This window comes from Pseudomonas sp. EA_5y_Pfl2_R50, assembly GCF_963970475.1.
Lineage (GTDB): Bacteria > Pseudomonadota > Gammaproteobacteria > Pseudomonadales > Pseudomonadaceae > Aquipseudomonas.
Map to the genome: position 1 here is coordinate 564331 of NZ_CAXAPT010000001.1, position 18232 is coordinate 582562.

Annotated in this window: 12 protein-coding genes; 4 read left to right on the forward strand and 8 right to left on the reverse strand. The window is 63.4% G+C overall.

What is annotated here, in order from left to right; genetic code table 11:
* Nucleotides 1–53: 53 nt before the first annotated feature.
* Nucleotides 54–10580 (reverse strand): autotransporter-associated beta strand repeat-containing protein, encoded by a 10527-nt coding sequence (locus AACY19_RS02520; RefSeq protein ID WP_339447598.1) that lies wholly within the window; start codon nt 10578–10580, stop codon nt 54–56.
* 425 nt (nt 10581–11005) lie between these two features.
* Here AACY19_RS02520 and AACY19_RS02525 point away from each other — a divergent pair, with 425 nt between their 5' ends.
* Complete coding sequence (locus tag AACY19_RS02525; RefSeq protein WP_339447600.1) at nt 11006–11965, forward strand: nucleoside-specific channel-forming protein Tsx; 960 nt, start codon at nt 11006–11008, stop codon at nt 11963–11965.
* A gap of 146 nt (nt 11966–12111) precedes the next feature.
* Here the strand turns inward: AACY19_RS02525 and AACY19_RS02530 are convergent, their stop codons facing one another.
* From AACY19_RS02530 to AACY19_RS02540, 3 genes are all read right to left on the reverse strand, one after another.
* The gene (locus AACY19_RS02530) at nt 12112–13068 is read right to left on the reverse strand and encodes a quinone oxidoreductase family protein (RefSeq protein ID WP_339447602.1); all 957 of its coding nucleotides are present in this window, start codon (nt 13066–13068) and stop codon (nt 12112–12114) included.
* Nucleotides 13069–13098: 30 nt separating this feature from the next.
* Nucleotides 13099–13272, reverse strand: coding sequence for a DUF1427 family protein (locus AACY19_RS02535; RefSeq protein ID WP_339447604.1), 174 nt, complete (start codon nt 13270–13272; stop codon nt 13099–13101).
* 140 nt (nt 13273–13412) lie between these two features.
* On the reverse strand, nt 13413–14195 hold the full coding sequence (locus tag AACY19_RS02540) for an AraC family transcriptional regulator (RefSeq protein ID WP_339447606.1): 783 nt from the start codon (nt 14193–14195) through the stop codon (nt 13413–13415).
* A gap of 136 nt (nt 14196–14331) precedes the next feature.
* Between AACY19_RS02540 and AACY19_RS02545 the strand changes: the two genes are divergently transcribed.
* Both AACY19_RS02545 and AACY19_RS02550 read left to right on the forward strand, forming a co-directional pair.
* Nucleotides 14332–14559 (forward strand): DUF6555 family protein, encoded by a 228-nt coding sequence (locus AACY19_RS02545; RefSeq protein WP_339447608.1) that lies wholly within the window; start codon nt 14332–14334, stop codon nt 14557–14559.
* A gap of 39 nt (nt 14560–14598) precedes the next feature.
* Complete coding sequence (locus AACY19_RS02550) at nt 14599–14871, forward strand: hypothetical protein (RefSeq protein ID WP_339447610.1); 273 nt, start codon at nt 14599–14601, stop codon at nt 14869–14871.
* A 22-nt stretch (nt 14872–14893) separates the two neighbouring features.
* Here AACY19_RS02550 and AACY19_RS02555 read toward each other — a convergent pair whose 3' ends face one another.
* The 3 genes from AACY19_RS02555 to AACY19_RS02565 form a co-directional block, all read right to left on the reverse strand.
* Nucleotides 14894–15061, reverse strand: coding sequence for a metallothionein (locus AACY19_RS02555; RefSeq protein ID WP_339447612.1), 168 nt, complete (start codon nt 15059–15061; stop codon nt 14894–14896).
* A 137-nt stretch (nt 15062–15198) separates the two neighbouring features.
* Entirely contained in the window at nt 15199–15651 is a 453-nt protein-coding gene (locus AACY19_RS02560) for a DMT family transporter (protein ID WP_339447614.1), read from the reverse strand.
* Between the two features lie 3 nt (nt 15652–15654).
* Entirely contained in the window at nt 15655–16140 is a 486-nt protein-coding gene (locus tag AACY19_RS02565; RefSeq protein WP_445262277.1) for a DMT family transporter, read from the reverse strand.
* A gap of 113 nt (nt 16141–16253) precedes the next feature.
* On the opposite strand from AACY19_RS02565, the gene AACY19_RS02570 reads away from it, so the two are divergent.
* The gene (locus AACY19_RS02570; protein ID WP_339447616.1) at nt 16254–17189 is read left to right on the forward strand and encodes a LysR family transcriptional regulator; all 936 of its coding nucleotides are present in this window, start codon (nt 16254–16256) and stop codon (nt 17187–17189) included.
* A 207-nt stretch (nt 17190–17396) separates the two neighbouring features.
* Here AACY19_RS02570 and AACY19_RS27790 read toward each other — a convergent pair whose 3' ends face one another.
* Nucleotides 17397–18218, reverse strand: a complete 822-nt coding sequence (locus tag AACY19_RS27790) for a methyl-accepting chemotaxis protein (protein WP_445262281.1) — start codon at nt 18216–18218, stop codon at nt 17397–17399.
* Nucleotides 18219–18232 lie beyond the last annotated feature (14 nt).

Below are 18232 nucleotides of genomic sequence, written 5' to 3' on the forward strand. Positions count from 1 at the left end.
TGCACTGCAAAAAAACCGCCCTCACGGGCGGCTAAACGTGCTTCGACACTCGATCAGAAGCCAAGGCTGAAGCTGATGGTCATCGCATGGTCGTTGCTGTCGTTCGACAGTTGCCCCGAGTAGCCGACCCCGAGCTTACCGGTCGGGCTGATCTGGAAGTCCACGCCTGCTTCGACAATCGCGCTGTCCTTGGCAATCGGCACGCCCTGGGTGCTGAACGAGGCGCCGCCGTCGATGAAGGTCAGGTCGACGTCAGGCTTGGTATCCCCGAAAGCATGGCGCCAGCCGAGGGCCGCGCGCGGGGTGAACTGCCCGCCGTTGGCCAGGGTGATGACTTTGCCGGCGCGCACCCCGAGGGTCGAGAAGGTGATGTCCTGGTCGGCATCGGCCTGCAGGCGCCCTGCTCCGCCTTTTTCCTTGGCTTTATCGGTGTCGTAGTTGACGTAAGCGAGACCGGCGAACGGCTCGAGCGCAATGCCGCCGGCATCAATCGCGTAACCGACTTCACCGAACACCTGAGCGCTGCGTGCGTCGTAATTGGCCTCCAGGCGGTCGTTGTAGCTGCCGACGCTGACATCGCGTTTGCTCTCGATGTCGTGCCAGCTGTAGGCCGCGCCGAGGCGCACCGCCAGCGCATCGAACTGCGAGTTGAGGTACGCCGCCAGGTGGTAGCTTTCAACGGTCGCGTCCGAACGACGATCATGGGCGTCAAGGTCGCTGCGGGTGTAACCGGCGGCCATGCCCACGCGCCACTGGTCATCGAGCTGCTTGTCGGTGCCGAGCATGAAGCCGCTGAGGTTGCGGTCGAGTTTCGCCGCGTTGCTGTCGCCATCCGATTCGCCCCAGGCACCGAGTGCTCGCGCCCAGCCGACCATTTCGCCGTGGCAACCGCTGCTGCTCAACTGGTTGTCGCTTGGCGCAAGGGCGCGGCGTGGATCATCCGCCGCGCTGCAGGACGGTTGCCGCATACGGTCGTTGACCGCGTCACGCACGTAACGCGAATCCTCAAGGATGGCGCTGGCGGTGCTGGCGTGGATCTCACCGGACAGACTGTCGAAGGCATTACGCGCGCCCGCGACACTGAGGTTGACGATCTCGTTCTGCAACGCAGCGCCTGCCGGGCCGTTGTTCGACAGCGCAGTGGCCGTGCGGAACTGGTTGCCGGAGGCGGCGACATCGGCGAACGAGTTGCCGTTGCGGCTGACCACCAGGTTCACCGCGTTGGCGTCATACACCAGGGCGCTGTCGAGGAACGCGTATTGCGGCAGGTCCGTTGCGCTGAAAGTGCCATTCACGCCACCACCTGCGGTAATCAGCGAATACGTGGTGTTGCCGGTGAACGGTGCCAGCGAGTTCACTTGCAAGGCGCCGCCCAACGTCGCGGTGCCACCGACGGCCAGCGGCGTCGCAGTGGGCGAACTGACTGTCAGCACCAGCATACCGCCGCTCGCGTTGGTCAGGTTACCGGCCACGCTGAGGGTTCCGGCTTCGGCACCGGAAGCCACCACACCCTGGTTGACCAGCGAGCCGACGCTGCCGTTACCGCTCAGCCCTGCGCCGCTGGCGACGGTCACCTGCCCGCCCAGCGACGCCCGCGCCGCACGGCTACCGACTTGCAGCACGCCTTGATCGACCGCGACCGTGCCGCTGAACGGGTGATCACCGGTCAACAGCAAGGTGCCGGTACCGCGTTTTGCCATTGCACCGAGACCGCTGAGGCGACCGTTGAACAGGCCATTGTCGTTCTGCACAAAAAACAGCGAAGCGTTGTTGAGGATGTTGCCTTGCAGGCTGGTGGTGTTACCGATCAGCGTACCGCCGCTGACCGTAGTGCCACCGCTGTAAGTGTTGGCGCCGCTCAATACCAGGGTGCCGGAATCGAGCTTCTCGATACCGCCAGTGCCGACCAGCGGCGCGGAGATTTGCGCACTCCCGCCGGCATTCACTCGCACCGGAGCGAGGCTGCCGTCCGAGCCGTTGACCGGAGTCAGCGAGCCACCGGCACCCGGCGTCAGGCTGTAGCCGTTGGCGAGAAATTGCAGACCGGTGAAGTTCTGGTTGCCCTGTACGGTGACCGTACCGCCCTGGCCGCCGAAGACTGCGAATTGACCATTGGAGGCAAGTGCCTGCGTGCCGTTCGGATCAGTCCAGTTAGTGCCTGGCCCCCACACACCGCTGCCGCCACCGATGCTGCCATCCGGGTTGGTCTTGTCACCGTTCCAGAACTGCACTTCACCCGGCGTGCCTTGCACCAGCAGGTTGACCTGATTGGCGATGGCGGTTTGCAGGATCAGATTGGCCGCCGACACCGGCAGGCTGCCGTAGACCAGACCGTTGTCGGTCAGGCTGCCGCCGTAGCTGAACAATTGATAAACGCCGGTGCCGAAGCCGCCGGCATTGCTGACGTTGAGCGTGCCATCAAGGGTCAGGTTGCCAGCCACATTGACGACGGTGGTCGAACTGGCCGCCGAGCCGAGACTGAAGTCCAGAGTGGTTCCCGACGACAGCACCAGCGAACCGACCGACAACGGCGTTGCCGCGCCGCCACCGGCCAGCGTCGCGCCGTCAGCCAGTTGCACAGCACCGCCGAACTGGCCGCTGCCGCCAACGCTTGCGCCGCTGGCAACGCTGACATTGGCACTGTTGAGCGTGCCGTTGACCAGCAGGCTGCCGGCTTGCACCGAGGTGTTGCCGGTGAAGCCGCTGTTACCGGTCAGAAGCAATTGGCCGCTGCCGGTTTTGTTCAGCGTACCGACGCCAGTGAGGTTGCCGGTGTAGCTGCCATCGGCGTTCTGCTCGAACGTCAGCGTGGCGTTGTTGACGATTGCACCTTGCAGGCTGCTGGTGTCGCCGAAGGTGCTGCCGCCGTTCAGCGTGGTGCCGCCGCTGTAGGTATTGGCGCCGCTGAGCGTCAGGTCGCCTGCACCATTCTTCACCAGGCTGCCGGTGCCAGTGACGGCGCCGAGCAGCGTGGTGTCCTGGTTGCCGGCCAGGGTCAGTTGGGCACCGAGGTTGACGGCGTTGGCCAGTTGCAGCGCCGAGGTGCTGTCGAGGCTGCCGCTGCCGGACACGTTCAATGCGCCGCTGCTGATGGCGCTGTTGTTGCCCAGCACCAGCGTGCCGCCGGCGAGTTGAGTGCCGCCGCTGTAGGTGTTGCTGCCGTTGAGGGTCAGGCTCGATGCACCCGTCTTGATCAGACTGCCCGCACCGCTGACCACACCGTCGAGGGTCAAAGCACTGGAACCGGCTACCGTCAGGCCGCCGTTGAGCACCACGTTGTTGGCAAGGCTGACCGCCGCGTTGCTGTCCAGCGCCGTGCCGTCCGCAGCGGTCAACACCCCGGTGCCGAGCGCCGCATCATTGCCGACAACGATCTTGCCGCCGTTGAGCGCGGTGCCGCCGGTGTAGCCGTTGGCGGCGTTGAGCACCAGCGTACCGGTGTCGTATTTGCCGAGGGTGCCGGCACCATTGAGCGCTACGCCGAGGGTCGCGGTAGCGTTCGGATCGACGCGCACCGAAGCGTTGCCCATTGAACCGTTGACCAGATTCAGCGAACCCGCCGTGCCGTTCTGCAGGCTGTAGCCATCGCTGACGAATTGCATGCCGGTGAGGGTTTGCGCGCCGTTGACCGTCACAGTGCCCGCCGCGCCCTGGAAGACGGCGAAGTTGTTGGTCCAGGCCTGATTGCTGGTGCCGTTGACGTCGGTCCAGTTGGTGGTGCCGCTCCCCCAGGTGCCACTGCCGCCCTCCACTGCACCGTTGGCAACCAGTTGATTGCCGTCCCAGAACTGCACGGTAACGCCCGGCGCGGTGACCAGCAGATTGATCTGGTTGGCCAGCGCGGTTTGCAGGGTCAGATCGCCCGGGGTGACGCTGCCCGGTACGCTGCCGATGAGCATGCCGTTGTCGGTCAGGCCGCCGGTGTAATCGATCAGGCGATACACGCCACTGCCGAAGCCGCCGATATCACTGACGTTGAGCGTTCCGTCGAGGGTCAGATTGCCGCCGACATTGACCAGCCCGTTGCCGCCCCCGGAGACCGGTGCGCCGAGGCCGACATCGAAACTGGAGTTGCCGTTGAACGCCAGCGAAGCCACCGACAAGGTGCTGCCGGTGACACCCGCCAGATGCCCGCCGTCGGCCACGGACACGGCACCGGTCAACGTGCCGCTGCCACCGAGGGTGCCGCCGTTGTTGACCAGCACATTGCCGCTGGCCAGCGAACCGTTGACCTGCAACGTGCCGGCATTGACGTTGGTGTCGCCGGTCAGGTCGCTGATGCCGCTGAGTGTCAGGGTACCGCTGCCCAGCTTGCTCAGGCCCCCGTCACCGCTGAGGGTGCCGGCGAAGGTGCTGCTGACGTTGTTGCCGCCCAGGCTCAGGGTGTTGCCGGTGCCGACCAGCGCGGTGCCGCTGCCGGTGAGGCTGGCGAGGCTGCCCGAAGCACCGAGATTGAGCGCCGCGCCCCCCGCGAGATTGAGCGCGGCATTGTCGCCCAGCGCCCCGCTACTCAGCGTGGTCAGGCTGCCGGCGAGTACATCGAAGGTGCCGCTGAAGGTGTTGGTGGCGCTCAGGGTCACGTCGGACAGACCGTTCTTGGTCAACGTGCCGGCGCCAGCAATGATGCCGCCGAGGGTCAGGTTGTTGTTACCGGCCAGAGCCAGATTGGCATTGACGTTGAGGTTGTTGGTCAGCACCAGTGGCGCCGTGTTGTCGAGAGTCGAGGCACCGGCCACGGTCAGCGCGCCGCTGCCCAATGCAGTGCCGGTGCCAAGGGTCAACGTGCCGGCATTCAGCGTGGTGCTGCCCGTGTAGGTATTGACGCCATTGAGCGTCAGGTTCGACGCGCCGTTCTTGATCAAGCCGCCCGCGCCGCTGACGACACCGGCGAGGGTCAGATTGTTGCTGCCGGTATTGCTCAGGTTGGCGTTGAGCACGACGTTGTTGCCCAGACTCAGCGCGCTGTTACTGTCCAGCGCCGACGCGCCGGCGACGGTGAGGTTGCCCAGGCCCAGCGCCGAGTTGCTGCCGGCGGTCAGGGTGCCGGCGTTGAGGGTGACGCCACCGAGGAAATTGTTGTTGCCGCTGAGGGTCAGGTTCGACGCGCCGTTTTTGCTCAGGCTGCCGGCGCCGTTGACCGTACCGGCGAGCGTCAAATCGGCCGTGCCAGCGATGCCGAGATTGCCGGCCAGATTGACCGCATTGTTCAGCGACACCGCCGTGCCAGCGTCCAGCGTGGTGCCGCCAGCAGCGTTCAGGGTGCCGGAACCGAGCGCCGAGTTCGACGCCAGAATCAGTCCGCCTGCGTTCAGCGCGACCGGGCCGAGGAAGGCGTTGTTGCCACCGAGGGTCAGGTTCGCAGCGCCATTCTTGATCAGGCCACCCGTGCCGCCGATCACGCCGTTGAGGGTCAGCGCATTGCTGCCGACCACAGTGAGATTGCCGTTCAGTGTCGCGGCGTTGCTCAGGGTCACCGCCGCGTTGCTGTCCAGTTGCGTGCCGGCATTGGCCGTCAACGTGCCAGTGCCCAGCGCGGTGTTGCTGCCGACGATGATTTTGCCGCCGTCCAGTTGCGTGCCACCGGTGTAAGCGTTGGCACCACCGAGCACCAGGGTGCCGCTGTCGAGCTTATTGAGAATGCCGCTGCCATTGATGTTGGCGTTGATGGTCGCAGTCACGCCCGGATCGACGCGCAACGCGGTGGTGCCGCCAGTGCCGTTGACGGCCGTGAGTTGCCCCGCCGCGCCGTTGACCACGTTGTAGCCGTCGGTGAGGAACTGCATGCCGGTAAAGGCTTGCGTGCCGTTCACCGTCACCGTGCCGGCAGTGCCTTGGAACACCGCGAAGTCGCCGGCCCACGGCTGGTTGACCAGGCCGTTGGCATCGGTCCAGTTGGTGCCGGCCGCGTTCCACGTGCCGCTGCCACCATCGACCACGCCGTTGGCAATGGTCTGGCTGCCGTCCCAGTAACGAATATTGACGTTCGGTGCCGACACCTGGATGTTGATCTGATTGGCCACGCCGGTCTGCACCACCAGATCGCCGAGGCCATAACCGACCGGCACGCTGGCAACGTCCAGCCCCAGATTGGTCAGTGCGCCGGTGTAGTTGAACAAGCGATACACACCCACACCGAAACCGCCGGCATCGGTGACGTTGAGATTGCCGTCGAGGGTGAGGTTGCCGCCGACGTTCATCAGCGACGCGGTCGACGGTGTGCTCAGGGCCACATCAACATTGCTGCCGGCGCCGAGGGTCAGCGCACTTGCCGACAAGGTGTTACCCGACGCCAACGCCAAATGCCCACCGTTGTTGATGTTGACCGCGCCGAGCGCTGAGCCGGTGCCGGTCAGGGTGCCGCCGGTATTGACGTTGAGTTGAGCACTGCCCAGCGAACCGCTCAGATTCACAATACCGCCATCGATCGCGGTATTGCCTGTCATGCCGTTGATGCCAGTGAGGTTCAAGGTGCCGGTGCCGACCTTGACCAGACCGCCGCTGCCGCTGAGGTCGCCGTCGAAGGTGCTGGTGACGTTGCCGCCGCCAACGGTCAGAGTATTGCTGCCGGTCAATTGCACGCTGCCGCTGCCGGTCAGCGCGCCGAGACTGGCGTCGCTGCCCAGATTGAGCCCGGCTCCGGCACTGATGTTGACGCCGGAGGTGTTGCCCAGCGCGTTGTTGTTGAGCGTGGTGACGCTGCCGGAGACGATGTTCAGCGCGCCGGTAAAGGTGTTGTTGCCTGCGAGTGTCAGATCGGAGAGACCGTTTTTGGTCAGGCTGCCGGCACCGTCGATGATGCCGTTCAGGCTCAAGTCGTTGTTGCCGGCAACGGTCAGTCCGGCATTCAGCGTAATGGCGTTGCCGATGCCGAACGAAGCGCTGTTATCCAGCGTCGCCGCACCACCGACAACCAGTGCGCCGCTGCCCAGGCCATTGGCATTGCCCAGGGTCAGCGTGCCGGCATTAAGCGTGGTGCCGCCGCTGAAGCTGTTGTTGCCGTTGAGCGTCAGGTTGGCCGCACCGTTTTTGATCAACTGGCCCGTGCCGCTGGTGACGCCGCCGAGGGTGAGGTTCTGCGTGCCGCCCACGGTCAGCGCAGCATTCAGCGCGACGGCGTTGTTGAGGCTGACCAGCGGCGAGTTGCTGTCCAGTGTCGCGGCACCGGCGACGGTCAGCGCACCGGAGCCCAACGCCGAACTGTTGCCGACGGTCAATGTGCCGGCGTTCAGCGTGGTGCCGCCGAGGTAGTTGTTGGCGGCGTTGAGAATCAGGTTGGCCGCGCCGTTTTTCACCAGACTGCCGGCGCCGCTGACCAGGCCGGTCAGGGTCAGGTTCGCCGTGCCGCCGACATTCAAGGCACCGGCGAGCGCCACCGCGTTGTTCAGGCTGACCGCCGTGTTGGCGTCCAGCGTGGTGTTGGTTGCCGTGTTCAACGTGCCGGCGCCCAGCGCGCCGTTGGCACCAACAATCAGTGTGCCGGCATTCAGCGCAGTGTTACCGAAATAGGTGTTGGCGCCGTTGAGGGTCAGGTCGGCCGCGCCGTTCTTGATCAGGCCACCGATGCCAGCGACCACACCGCCGAGGGTCAGCGCATTGCTGCCGCCGACGGTCAGGGTGCCGCCGAGGTTGACGTTGTTCGCCAGCGTCGCCGCCGTGCCGGCATCCAGTGTCGTGCCGTTCGAGGCGTTCAGTGCGCCCGTCCCCAGCGCAGTGTTGGAACCGACGATCAGCGAACCAGCCGTCAGCGCCGTGGTGCCGGTGTAAGTGTTGTTGCCGTTGAGGGTCAGGCTCGACGCGCCGTTCTTGATCAGGCCGTTACTGCCGCTAATGACCCCGTCGAGGGTCAGCGCGTTGGCGCTACCAGCGGTGAGGTTGGCATTGAGCGTGATGGCATTGCTCAACGTCACCGCCGAACTGCTGTTGAGGGTGCCCGCCCCGGCGACGGTCAGTGCGCCGGTACCGAGTGCCGCGCCGTCGCCGACGGTCAGGCTGCCGGCGTTCAGCGTGGTGCCGCCGCTGAACGTGTTGGCGCCGCTGAGGGTCAGGTTGGCCGTGCCATTCTTGATCAACTGACCGGCACCGTTGACCAAACCGGACAGGGTCAGGCCACTGCTGCCACCAATGGTCAGGGCACTGCTGTTGAGGTTGATGTTGTTGTTCAGGTTGACGGCGGTGTTGCTGTCCAATGCCGATACATCGATGACGTTCAGCGCGCCGCTGCCCAACGCGGCCGCGTTGCCCACCGTGAGGGTACCGGCAGCCAGTGTGGTACCGCCGAGATACGTGTTGGCGCCATTGAGAATCAGATTGGCGAAACCTCGCTTGGTCAACCCGCCACTGCCACTGATCACGCCGCCGAGGGTCAGGTCAGCGCTGCCACGCACTTCCAGATCACCACCCAGGGACACCGCATTGTTCAACGTGGCCGTGGCACTGGCGTCGAGGGTGGTGCCTGCCGCGGTGGTCAACGCGCCGGTGCCCAGCGCAGTGTTGGAGCCGACAATCAGCGTGCCGGCATTCAGCGCAGTACCACCGGCGTAGGTATTGTTGCCGCTGAGGGTCAGGCTCGCTGTGCCGTTCTTGATCAGATTGCCGGCGCCGCTGACGACGCCGCTCAGGCCCAATGCCTGCGTGCCGCCGATGGTCAAATCCGCCGCCAGCGCGACGGCATTGGCCAGGGTCACCGCCGTGGTGGCATCCAGCGTAGTGCCTGCGGCCGCGTTCAACGCGCCAGTGCCCAGCGCAGTGTTGCTACCGACGAACAGGCTGCCGGCGTTGAGGAGCGTGTTGCCGGCGTTGGTGTTGTTGCCACTCAGGGTCAGGCTGGCGCTGCCGGATTTGGTGATGCCGCCAGTGCCGCTCAACACGCCGCCAAGGGTCAGGGCGTTGCTGCCGAGCACGTTGAGTGCGCCGGTCATGCCGATGTTATTCGCCAGGGTGACGTTGGCAGTGCTGTCGAGACTGGTGCCGGCGGCGGTGTTCAGAGCGCCGCTGCCCAGCGAGTTGTTATTGGTCACCAGCAGGCTGCCGGCGCTGAGGGTGGTGGTGCCGCTGTAACCGGTGTTGGCGCCGCTGAGGGTCAGGCTGCCGGCGCCGGTCTTGATGATGCCGCTGCTACCGCTGATCAGACCGCCGAGGGTCAGCGCACCGGTGCCGGCGGCCGTCATCGAGCCGCCGAGGCTGATGGCGTTATTCAGGCTAATGGTGCCCGGTGCCGACAGGCTGGTGGCGCCGGTGAAGTTCAGGGTGCCTGTACTCAGCGCCAGGTTGTTGCCCAACTGCACGGTGCCGCCGTTGAGCGTGGTGTTGCCCAGGTAGGTGTTGGCGGCGCTGAGGCTCAGTTGCCCGGAACCGACTTTGGTCAGACCGCCGCTGCCGGAAATCACCCCGCTCAGGGTGGTCGCATTGGTGCCCTGCACCGTCACGCCGCCCGCACCGACGGAGATCAGGTTGCTGACATTCAACCCGGCATTACTCGCCTGCAAAATCCCGCCGTTGGACGTCAGCACACCGCTGCCGAACGTGGCGTTGTTGTTGAACTGCGCGACGCCGCCATTGAGAGTGGTCGCGCCGCTGACCAATGGCCCCTGCAAAGTCCAGGTGCCGCTGTTGAGCGTCAGGTTGTTGAAGTTGACGTAGGTGGCGCTGGATGCGGTGCCGACACCCGTGGTGCCGCCGCCGACGCCAATCGGGTTTTGCAGGATCAGGCTGTTGGTGCCGCCCGCCCCACCATCGACCGTGCCGGTCGGGGCGAAGGTCAGGTTGATGCCAATCAGACCACCGAGGCCGACACTGACCTGCACGCCGTCACCGACCTGCACCGAAGAACCGGTCACTGCCGTGAAGGTGTTGGTGCTGGCCGCGCCCATCGACACGCCGCCGGTGATCGCGCCGGCGTTGGTGAACGTGTTGCCCGACGCCGACGTCTGGAAGGCGATCCGGCCGTTGATAACACCGGTGCTGCTGTTGGTCATGTTGACCTGAGAGCCGCCGTAAACGCCGACCACCGGCGTATCAGCCAGGGTGATGCCGCCGATCGACAACCCCGTAGAGGTGATGGTGCCGTTATTGGTGATGCTGGTGGTCCCGGCAGCGGCGTTGTTCACGCCAATCGCCAGTCCATCGATGCTGGTCAGATTGAGCCCCAGCAGCATCCCCGTGCCGCGCATGATGCCGCTGGCATTGTTCAGCACGCTGATCGTGCTCGTGGCGCCCGTGCCGATGAACGCACCGCCACTCAACACCGAGACCAGACCGAGCAACGCAGGGTCAAGGGTCCCGGAGTTGTTCAGGGAGATGTTCACCCCGGTCAGGTCTATCACATGACCGCCAAGGGTGGCGTTCATCTGCGCCCCGGAGTTGACGTTGACCGTCAGTCCGCTGGTGGCACTGGAGAAATTGTTGAGAAACAGCGGCAGGCTCGGCACACCGGTGCAGGTCACGGTCGAACCGACCGTGGAACAGGCGGCCAATGCAGGTGTGCTGACACCGCCAAACAACAGGCTGGCGACGCTCAAATGCACAGCAAGGGAAAGTGGGGAAAAACGCGAAACGAGGGCGACACCAAACCTTGCTTGCACGGGCTACTCCTTGTAGTGGCCTAAGTCTTCCTTGAAGGCGCGAGAGGCAAGCGGCGGCTTCGTCGACACGCGAATCAAGACTGCGACGGTCATCACAAAACCGTTCCATTCCTGACACACGCTAGTCGACGCCCTGCGATGGGGCACTGCTTAAATGGTGTTAATACTTTGGTGCTAGAGCGCTCTGGAATGAGCCATTCCGCCACACCGGCAGTTGAACTCAGGGCGGTCCCCCCCCTGTGGGAGCACACAAGCGCACCTGACCGCCCCATCAGCCAATACTGCGAAACCTGCGAAATTTCAGCGCATTTGAAAAACTGGTACGCCTTGTGCAAACGTTTGCGTCACGTCAATCCCGGCGTTTTCGCTACAAGACCGTACAAGCCCACGGAACACGGGCCTCGATCCGCAAAAAAGGACTTTGAATGCACGCCGCATCCCCCTCTCGCGCTTCGTTTGCGCGCACGTTTGCTGTTTCCTTGCTACTGACCGGCGTTACCGGCCTTCCCAGCCACAGCGCCCTCGCCCAGCCGGCATTGCCGGACGAATCCGCCCAGGGCGAAACCCTCAGCCCCGAGGCCAGCCCGCCCAAACAAGGCGCGTACCTGTCGGACTGGTACAACCAGGACCTGACCCTGATCGGCAGCAAAGACATCAGTTTCGGCCCGCAACCCACCGATGACATTTACCTCGAATACGAATACTTCGGCCGCAAAGGCCCGTTCGAGCTGTATGGCTACATCGACATTCCGAAGATCTTCAACATCGGCAACAGCCATGACAAAGGCGTGTGGGATCACGGCTCGCCCGTGTTCATGGAACATGAGCCGCGCATCTCCATCGACTACCTCGCCGGTCGCAGCCTGGCCATCGGCCCGTTCAAGGAATGGTATGTGGCGTTCGACTGGATCTACGACCACGGCAGCCGCAAGGAAAACCGCGCGAATACCCTCTACAGCGGTTTCGGCACCGACATCGACACCCACTCGCGGGTCAACCTGTCGGCCAACCTGTACGGTCGCTATCAGTGGGAAAACTACGGCGCGAGCAACGAATACTCATGGGACGGCTACCGCGCGCAGCTCAAATACATCATCCCCATCGACAAATTCAGCAACGGCGCCTCGCTGACCTACATCGGTTTTACCAACTTCGATTTCGGCTCGGACATCCACAAGGACAACCCGGCGCGCACCGCCAACGCGACAGTGGCGACCAACGTGTTGCTCTACGCGTTCACCCATTTGCGTTTCACCCTGGTGGGGCGCTATTTCCACAACGGCGGCAACTGGGAGGACGGCAGCGAGCTGAATTTCGGCGACGGCAACTTCCGCGCACGTTCCAACGGTTGGGGTTACTACGCGGGCGTCGGTTATCAGTTCTGACCCCCAAAGATCAGCGCAATCGCTGCACGAGCAAGGCTTGCCCGCGAAGGCGTCTGTTCAGTCGATACGTCAGTGACTGACTGACCGCTGTCGCGAACAAGCCCGGCTCCTGCAGGGTTTGCGCAAGCAAGGGGAACCTGGGCGGGTCAGGGGATGAGGATGACCTTGTCACTGCTGCCCTGATTCACCTCGGCGTAACGCTGGAGGCCGTCGGCCAGCGGCGCTTCGACCCATCCTTGCGGCAACGGCAGCGAGCCTTCATCAAAGAATCGCCCGAACTGCTCCAGCATCGCCGCACACGCCTCGACGCCGTACAGCAACGAATTGATCCCGACCACTGAACCGCCCTTGCGATACAACGCCAGCGCCGGCAATTGCACATGGCCGTCCACCGGGGCGGCGATGATTGCGATTCGGCCAAAGGTAGCCAGCGCCGCCACCGACGCGGGCAACCAGAAACCGGTGGTGTCGAATATCACATCAGCGCCCCCGCGATACACCGCATTGACCTGGGCGCCGAGGTCTTCGGGTTTATCCAGCTGGATTGTCCGAAAACCCTGCGCTTGCAAGTCCGCAACCTGTTCCGGACGCCGTGCAGCGGCGAGAATCTGCGCGCCACGCACTTTCGCCAGAGCCAGTGCCGCCGTCGCCACCGCGCCGCCGCCGATCACCAGCAAACGGGTTTCAGCGCTGACCCGGCTGCGCTCCAGCGCATCCCACGCCGTGGTGTACGGAACGCCAAGGCTGGCCGCTTGGGTGAAACTCAGGTGCGACGGTTTGTGCGCTACGCCATTGACCGGCAGTTTGACGAATTGTGCGTGAGTGCCGTCGGCAAAAAAGCCCAGCTCGCGCCCGGTGCCCCAGACCTCTTGCCCGATCAACGGCTGAGGGCCCTCGACGACCACACCGGCGAAGTCCCGCCCGGGAATCCGTGGCAGCGTGGTGTAAGGGAATCGCCCGAGGACGTTTTTCACGTCGCTGGGATTGAGACCTGCAGCCTTGATCTGCACCAGCACTTCATCCACGCTGGGTACCGGCGTCGGCACTTCGACGAAGCGCAGGGAAGACAGGTCGCCGGTCTGATCGAATTGCAATGCTTTCATGGGCACCTCCACCGAAGGAAAAAAGAATATTCAGGACAACCAGCCGGCAACCATCTGCCGGCCCATTGGCCACAACTGCTCACCGGCCAACATGCCGAGCAGACCGACCAGCGCAATGGCCGGCGGTGCGGGTGAACGGAAATCCAGCGCGCCGTAGAGCAAACCAACGCCCAGACCGATGGCCAGCGAAATCAGATAGTTCATGGAGAGAACTCCGCCGTTTGAAAGGAATGGGCAGAGTCTAGGGAATCAGCGGGGACGGCATCGGCCAAGGACTTCGGAATTTCGGACAAACCACGAAATCGGCACAAGCCCGCTCCCACAAGGGAACTGCGCAGGTTGGGTTAATCCTGATCCACAGTGAATTGCGAGGGCGCCACACCCAGTTCGCGGCGAAACATGTCGCTGAAGCTACTGGGGGAGTAGCCGAGTTCCCGGGCAATCACACTCACCGCCTGACCCTGAATCAGCGCTGCCACCGCCGTCGCCAATTGCACCTGCCGCCGCCATTGCGCGAAACCCATGCCGATGCTGTCCTTGAACAGCCGCGCCAGCGTCCGCACGCTGGCACCGGCGTTTTCGGCGTGCTGTTCGAACGGAATCGCCAGCGACGGCGCGGCCATCACCGCTTGGCACACATTCATCAAACGCCGATCAGAGTCATCTGGCAGAGGAATCTTCAACTGCGAACGCCTTGCGCGTTTCAGCTCCAGCAATGCCAGCCTGACCAGCGCTTCGTAATACCCCGGATCACCGCTGTCGCCCTGCTCCACCAGGCCGACGATCAGCTCGCGCAGCAGCCCGCCGACCTCAATCACCTGCACAGTCTGATCCAGCGTCGCCGCCAACGCCGGACGCAGGTAGATATTGCGCATCTGCAAATCCGACACCACCCGAATCCCGTGCGGCACACCGGGCGGCAACCACACCGCGCGCTGCGGCGGCACCACCAGCGCCTCATGCGGCGTCTCGACCCACATCACCCCGCTCATCGCGTACAGCAACTGCCCCCAGACATGCTCGTGCGGCTCGATGAACAAACCACGCGGATAGGTCCGCGCCAGCGGTTGCACGGGCACATCGGTGTCACTCAGATCGGGGGGCGCGGCGAGGGCCATGGCGAGCATTCATTGGGGTTGGCGGAAGCGCCATGGTAACCAGTGCGCCAACCGGCCGCCAACGAGAGATACCGTCGGACAATCCAAGTGAATTTTCCCGCAGCGCGGTGATCCCTCTATTACCACAGGGAGGAATCCGGGCTTTATGAACAACGCAAAACTCTACGTCATCGAATACACCCTTCACGGCGCGCCCAAATCGTTCATTATCCGCTCGGACAGAATGGACAATGCCGAGGCGTGGCATTGGGCGAGCTGCGACGCTGGCGTCGGTCGCATCCCGCGCTTCGGCCGGGAAAAGGTACAGAAGACGAGCAAACCGATGGCGGAAAAATTCGGCGTGGAAAACGTCGTCTGGCGACCGACCAGCTAAGCTCTGCACGACAATCGTCATCATTCGGGGGAACGCACCATGACCCACATCAGCAGCCCGGCGCATCTGGACTACGGCCTCGATACGCTGTTCGGGCGTATCACCAAAAGCGTGGACTGCCGCGTCGGACTGGAAGCGGTCGAAGATGACCCGTTTCGCTTCGCCCTGAGAGTGCCCGCCCCTCTGCCGGAAGACCTCGACCAGGCGAAAACCGTGGTGGTCCGGGTAGACGGGCGAAGGTTGCAAGGCACGGTGCGCCATACCGAACGGCAAGATGACGAAAGCCTGAAACTGGAAGTGGAGCCTGATTAGGCTCCACTTTTTTTTGCGCGAGTTATTTCGGATGAGCGCAACCGCAACCTTTGCTTGAACACTCCTCGCCGCTTTTGTGGTGATGCGCACAGGCTTCACAGCAATAGTGCTTACCGTGCACGGCGTAGGCATGATCGCCTTCCTTGATCGTGCACTTGCAGCCGGGACAATCGCATTTTCTATCAGGCATGGGACAGACTCCTTGGGTGGTGGTCTGGGCTTGAAGAGCAAGCCGTGATTACCAGTGTAGCTGCCCAAGCCTGCGGCCTTTGGTTTGCGGATCACGGGCCTATCCGGCAACGGCCAGGCACTCAATCCCAACCCACATCAACCGGCCTGTCGCGAGCTCCGGTACATGAACACCAACGCCACCCCCAAACACACCATCGCCACCATCCGCGACCCGGAAAGCTCAATCGCCGGATTCCCCAACCAGCCAAAATTATCAATCAACATCCCCATCCCCAACTGCCCGACAATCACCGCCACCGTCGCCACAGCCGTCCCCACCACCGGCACCGCGCCGACCATCACCATCATGTACACCACGCCAAACAGCGCCCCCGTCAGTTGCCACTTCGGCACATCAAGAAGACTCACCGCCTGCGCCGGCTCAAAAAACAAAATCAACAACCCTGTCACTACTGCGCCCACGACAAACGTCAGCAAACTACTGCGCAGTACCCCAACGGTTTCACCGAGACGTCCATTGATCGCCGCCTGCACACTCAACACCGCACCGGCCAATACCACCACCGCCAACAAAATCACCAGTCCCATCACTCACCCCCGCGCAATCAAAACCAAAGCCACCACAATCAACCCCAACGCCAGCCAGCGCTCAGCGTTGACCTTCTTGCGCGTGGCCCCGAACCAGCCGAAATGGTCGATCAACACGCTCTTGCCTACCTGCCCGGAGAGAATCGCGATCATCGTCATCGCAATGCCGATATGCGGCGTAGCGAGGGTCAACACCACCACATACATCGGCCCGAGAAACCCGCCGATCAGCTGCCAGCGCGGCAGGTCAGTCAGGGCCGGACCCTTTTGCGGGCCAGCGAACAAAAGCAGCAAAAACAGAATTGCCGAGCCGACACCGAAGATGCTCAAGGTCGCCCACAGATGCCCGACCTGCCCGCCCAGCGGCCCAAGCAAACCCGCCTCCACCGACAAGCCCATGCCTGCCAGAATCACCAGCGGCAGCAACAACAGGCGCAACACCGTGTTCTTCGCCGGTGCCGCCACACTCACCTCATCCAACGTCTGCATAAACAACATTCCACTTCACTAAACGATGGCGCGGATTATCGACTGGTGTCGCTGTGCGATAAATGGGAGCATCCGGACAACACTTTTGCGTAACACGCATAGCAGGACACACCATGCACGGGCTCAACGAACTCGGATTCAAGGCGCTACGACTGTTTGTCGCGGTGCTCGACCACGGCAGTTTTTCTGAAGTCGCCCGCCGCGAAGGTGTGGCGCCCTCCTCGATCTCGCGGCAGATCCAGTTGATGGAACAGGCGCTGAACCAGCAATTGCTCTACCGCCACACCCGCGCAGTCACGCCAACCGAAAGCGGGCGCCTGCTCGGCCATCACGCTCGGCTGCTGCTGGTGCAACTGGAAGAAGCCGGACAGGCGTTGCAGGAACAACAAAGCGAACCCACCGGCCTGGTGCGCATCAACGCTCCGGTGGTGTTCGGCCAACGCCATCTCACGCCGTGGCTTGGTCAGTTGTGCGCGCGTTATCCGAAGCTGCAACTGGATATCCAGCAGACCGATCATTACGTCGACCCGCTGCAGGAAGGCGCCGATTTGCTGTTTCGCATCGGCCCGCTGCATGACTCGAGCATGCAGGCGCGGATTCTCGCGCCACACCGCTTTCAGGTCGCAGCCAGCCCGGCGTATCTCGAGCGTTACGGTACGCCGCGAACACCGGAAGACCTCGCGCAGCACCAGTGTCTGGCCTACAAGGGCGCGGCCGGTCTGCAACGCTGGTTTTTCCGCTGCGAGGGCGCAGACTGGACACCGTATTCGGTGAAAGGCCCGATCACCGGCAACCACGCCGACACCCTCACCCAAGCCGCCGAACAGGGGTTGGGACTGGTGATGTTTCCATCATGGCTGATCGGTGAAGCGGTGCGCGCCGGCACACTGGTGCCGGTGCTGGGGGACTATCAAGTGTCCAACAGCCTGGAACCGCAGCAGATTGCGGTGTTGTGGCCGGGAAGCCGCCGGTTGTCGGTGAAGGTGCGGACGGTGATTGATTTCTTCGTCGAATGCTTCGGTGAAGTGCCTTACTGGGATCGTCCCTGAAAGCTGAAAATCAAAAGCCCCTCACCCTAACCCTCTCCCGGAGGGAGAGGGGATTGATTGGGGGATGCCATGGAACTACGCCGACCTGAATCAGCTTCACCGAATCCATAATCGCCTGAATCTCTCGGGTCGATGGATGACGCCAGACACCTCGGTCAGTTCCCTCTCCCTCCGGGAGAGGGTTAGGGTGAGGGGCTTTTCAGGCGATCAGATCCGGAACTGGCCGACCAGGTTGCCCAGCCGCTGGCCAAGATCCGCCAGACTGCGCGACGTCTGCGCACCCAACTGCGTTTCATCGGCCACGCTGTCCACCGCCACCGCAATCTGATGCACGCTGCGGTTGATCTCCTCCGCCACCGCCGTCTGCTCCTCGGCGGCACTGGCAATCTGCGCGTTCATCGAGTTGATGGTCGCAATCAACGAGGCCATCGCATCCAGCGAAGCCCCGGCCTGATTGGCCTGCGCCGAAGTGCCGTCACCGGCCTCACTGGAACGACGCATCGCCTCGACCGCTTGCTGAGTGCCTGCCTGCAAGCGGTCGATCATCCCCTGAATCTCCTGAGTGCTGATCTGCGTGCGGCTGGCCAGTGCCCGCACTTCGTCCGCCACCACGGCAAACCCGCGTCCGGCCTCACCGGCGCGCGCCGCTTCAATCGCGGCGTTGAGCGCCAGCAGGTTGGTCTGCTCGGCAATCGAACGAATCACCCCCAGCACGCCGACAATCGACGTCACGTCTTGCTGCAGGCTGTCCAGCGACACACCGCTGCTGCGAATGTCATCGACCAGCGCATGAATCTGTTTGATGCTGCCGGCCACCACACGCTTGGCGCTCTGACCTTCTTCGTCGGTCTGCTGGGCGGCGACGGCGGCGTTTTGCGCGCTCTTGGCGACTTCCTGCGCAGCGGCGGACATCTCGTTGATCGCCGTGGCGACCTGATCGGTCTCATGACGCTGACGCTCCATCGCCTGATCGGAACGCTGGGCCTGATCGGACACCTGCGTGACCAATCCGGTGAGTTGCGTAGTCATCTCGGTGATCTGCC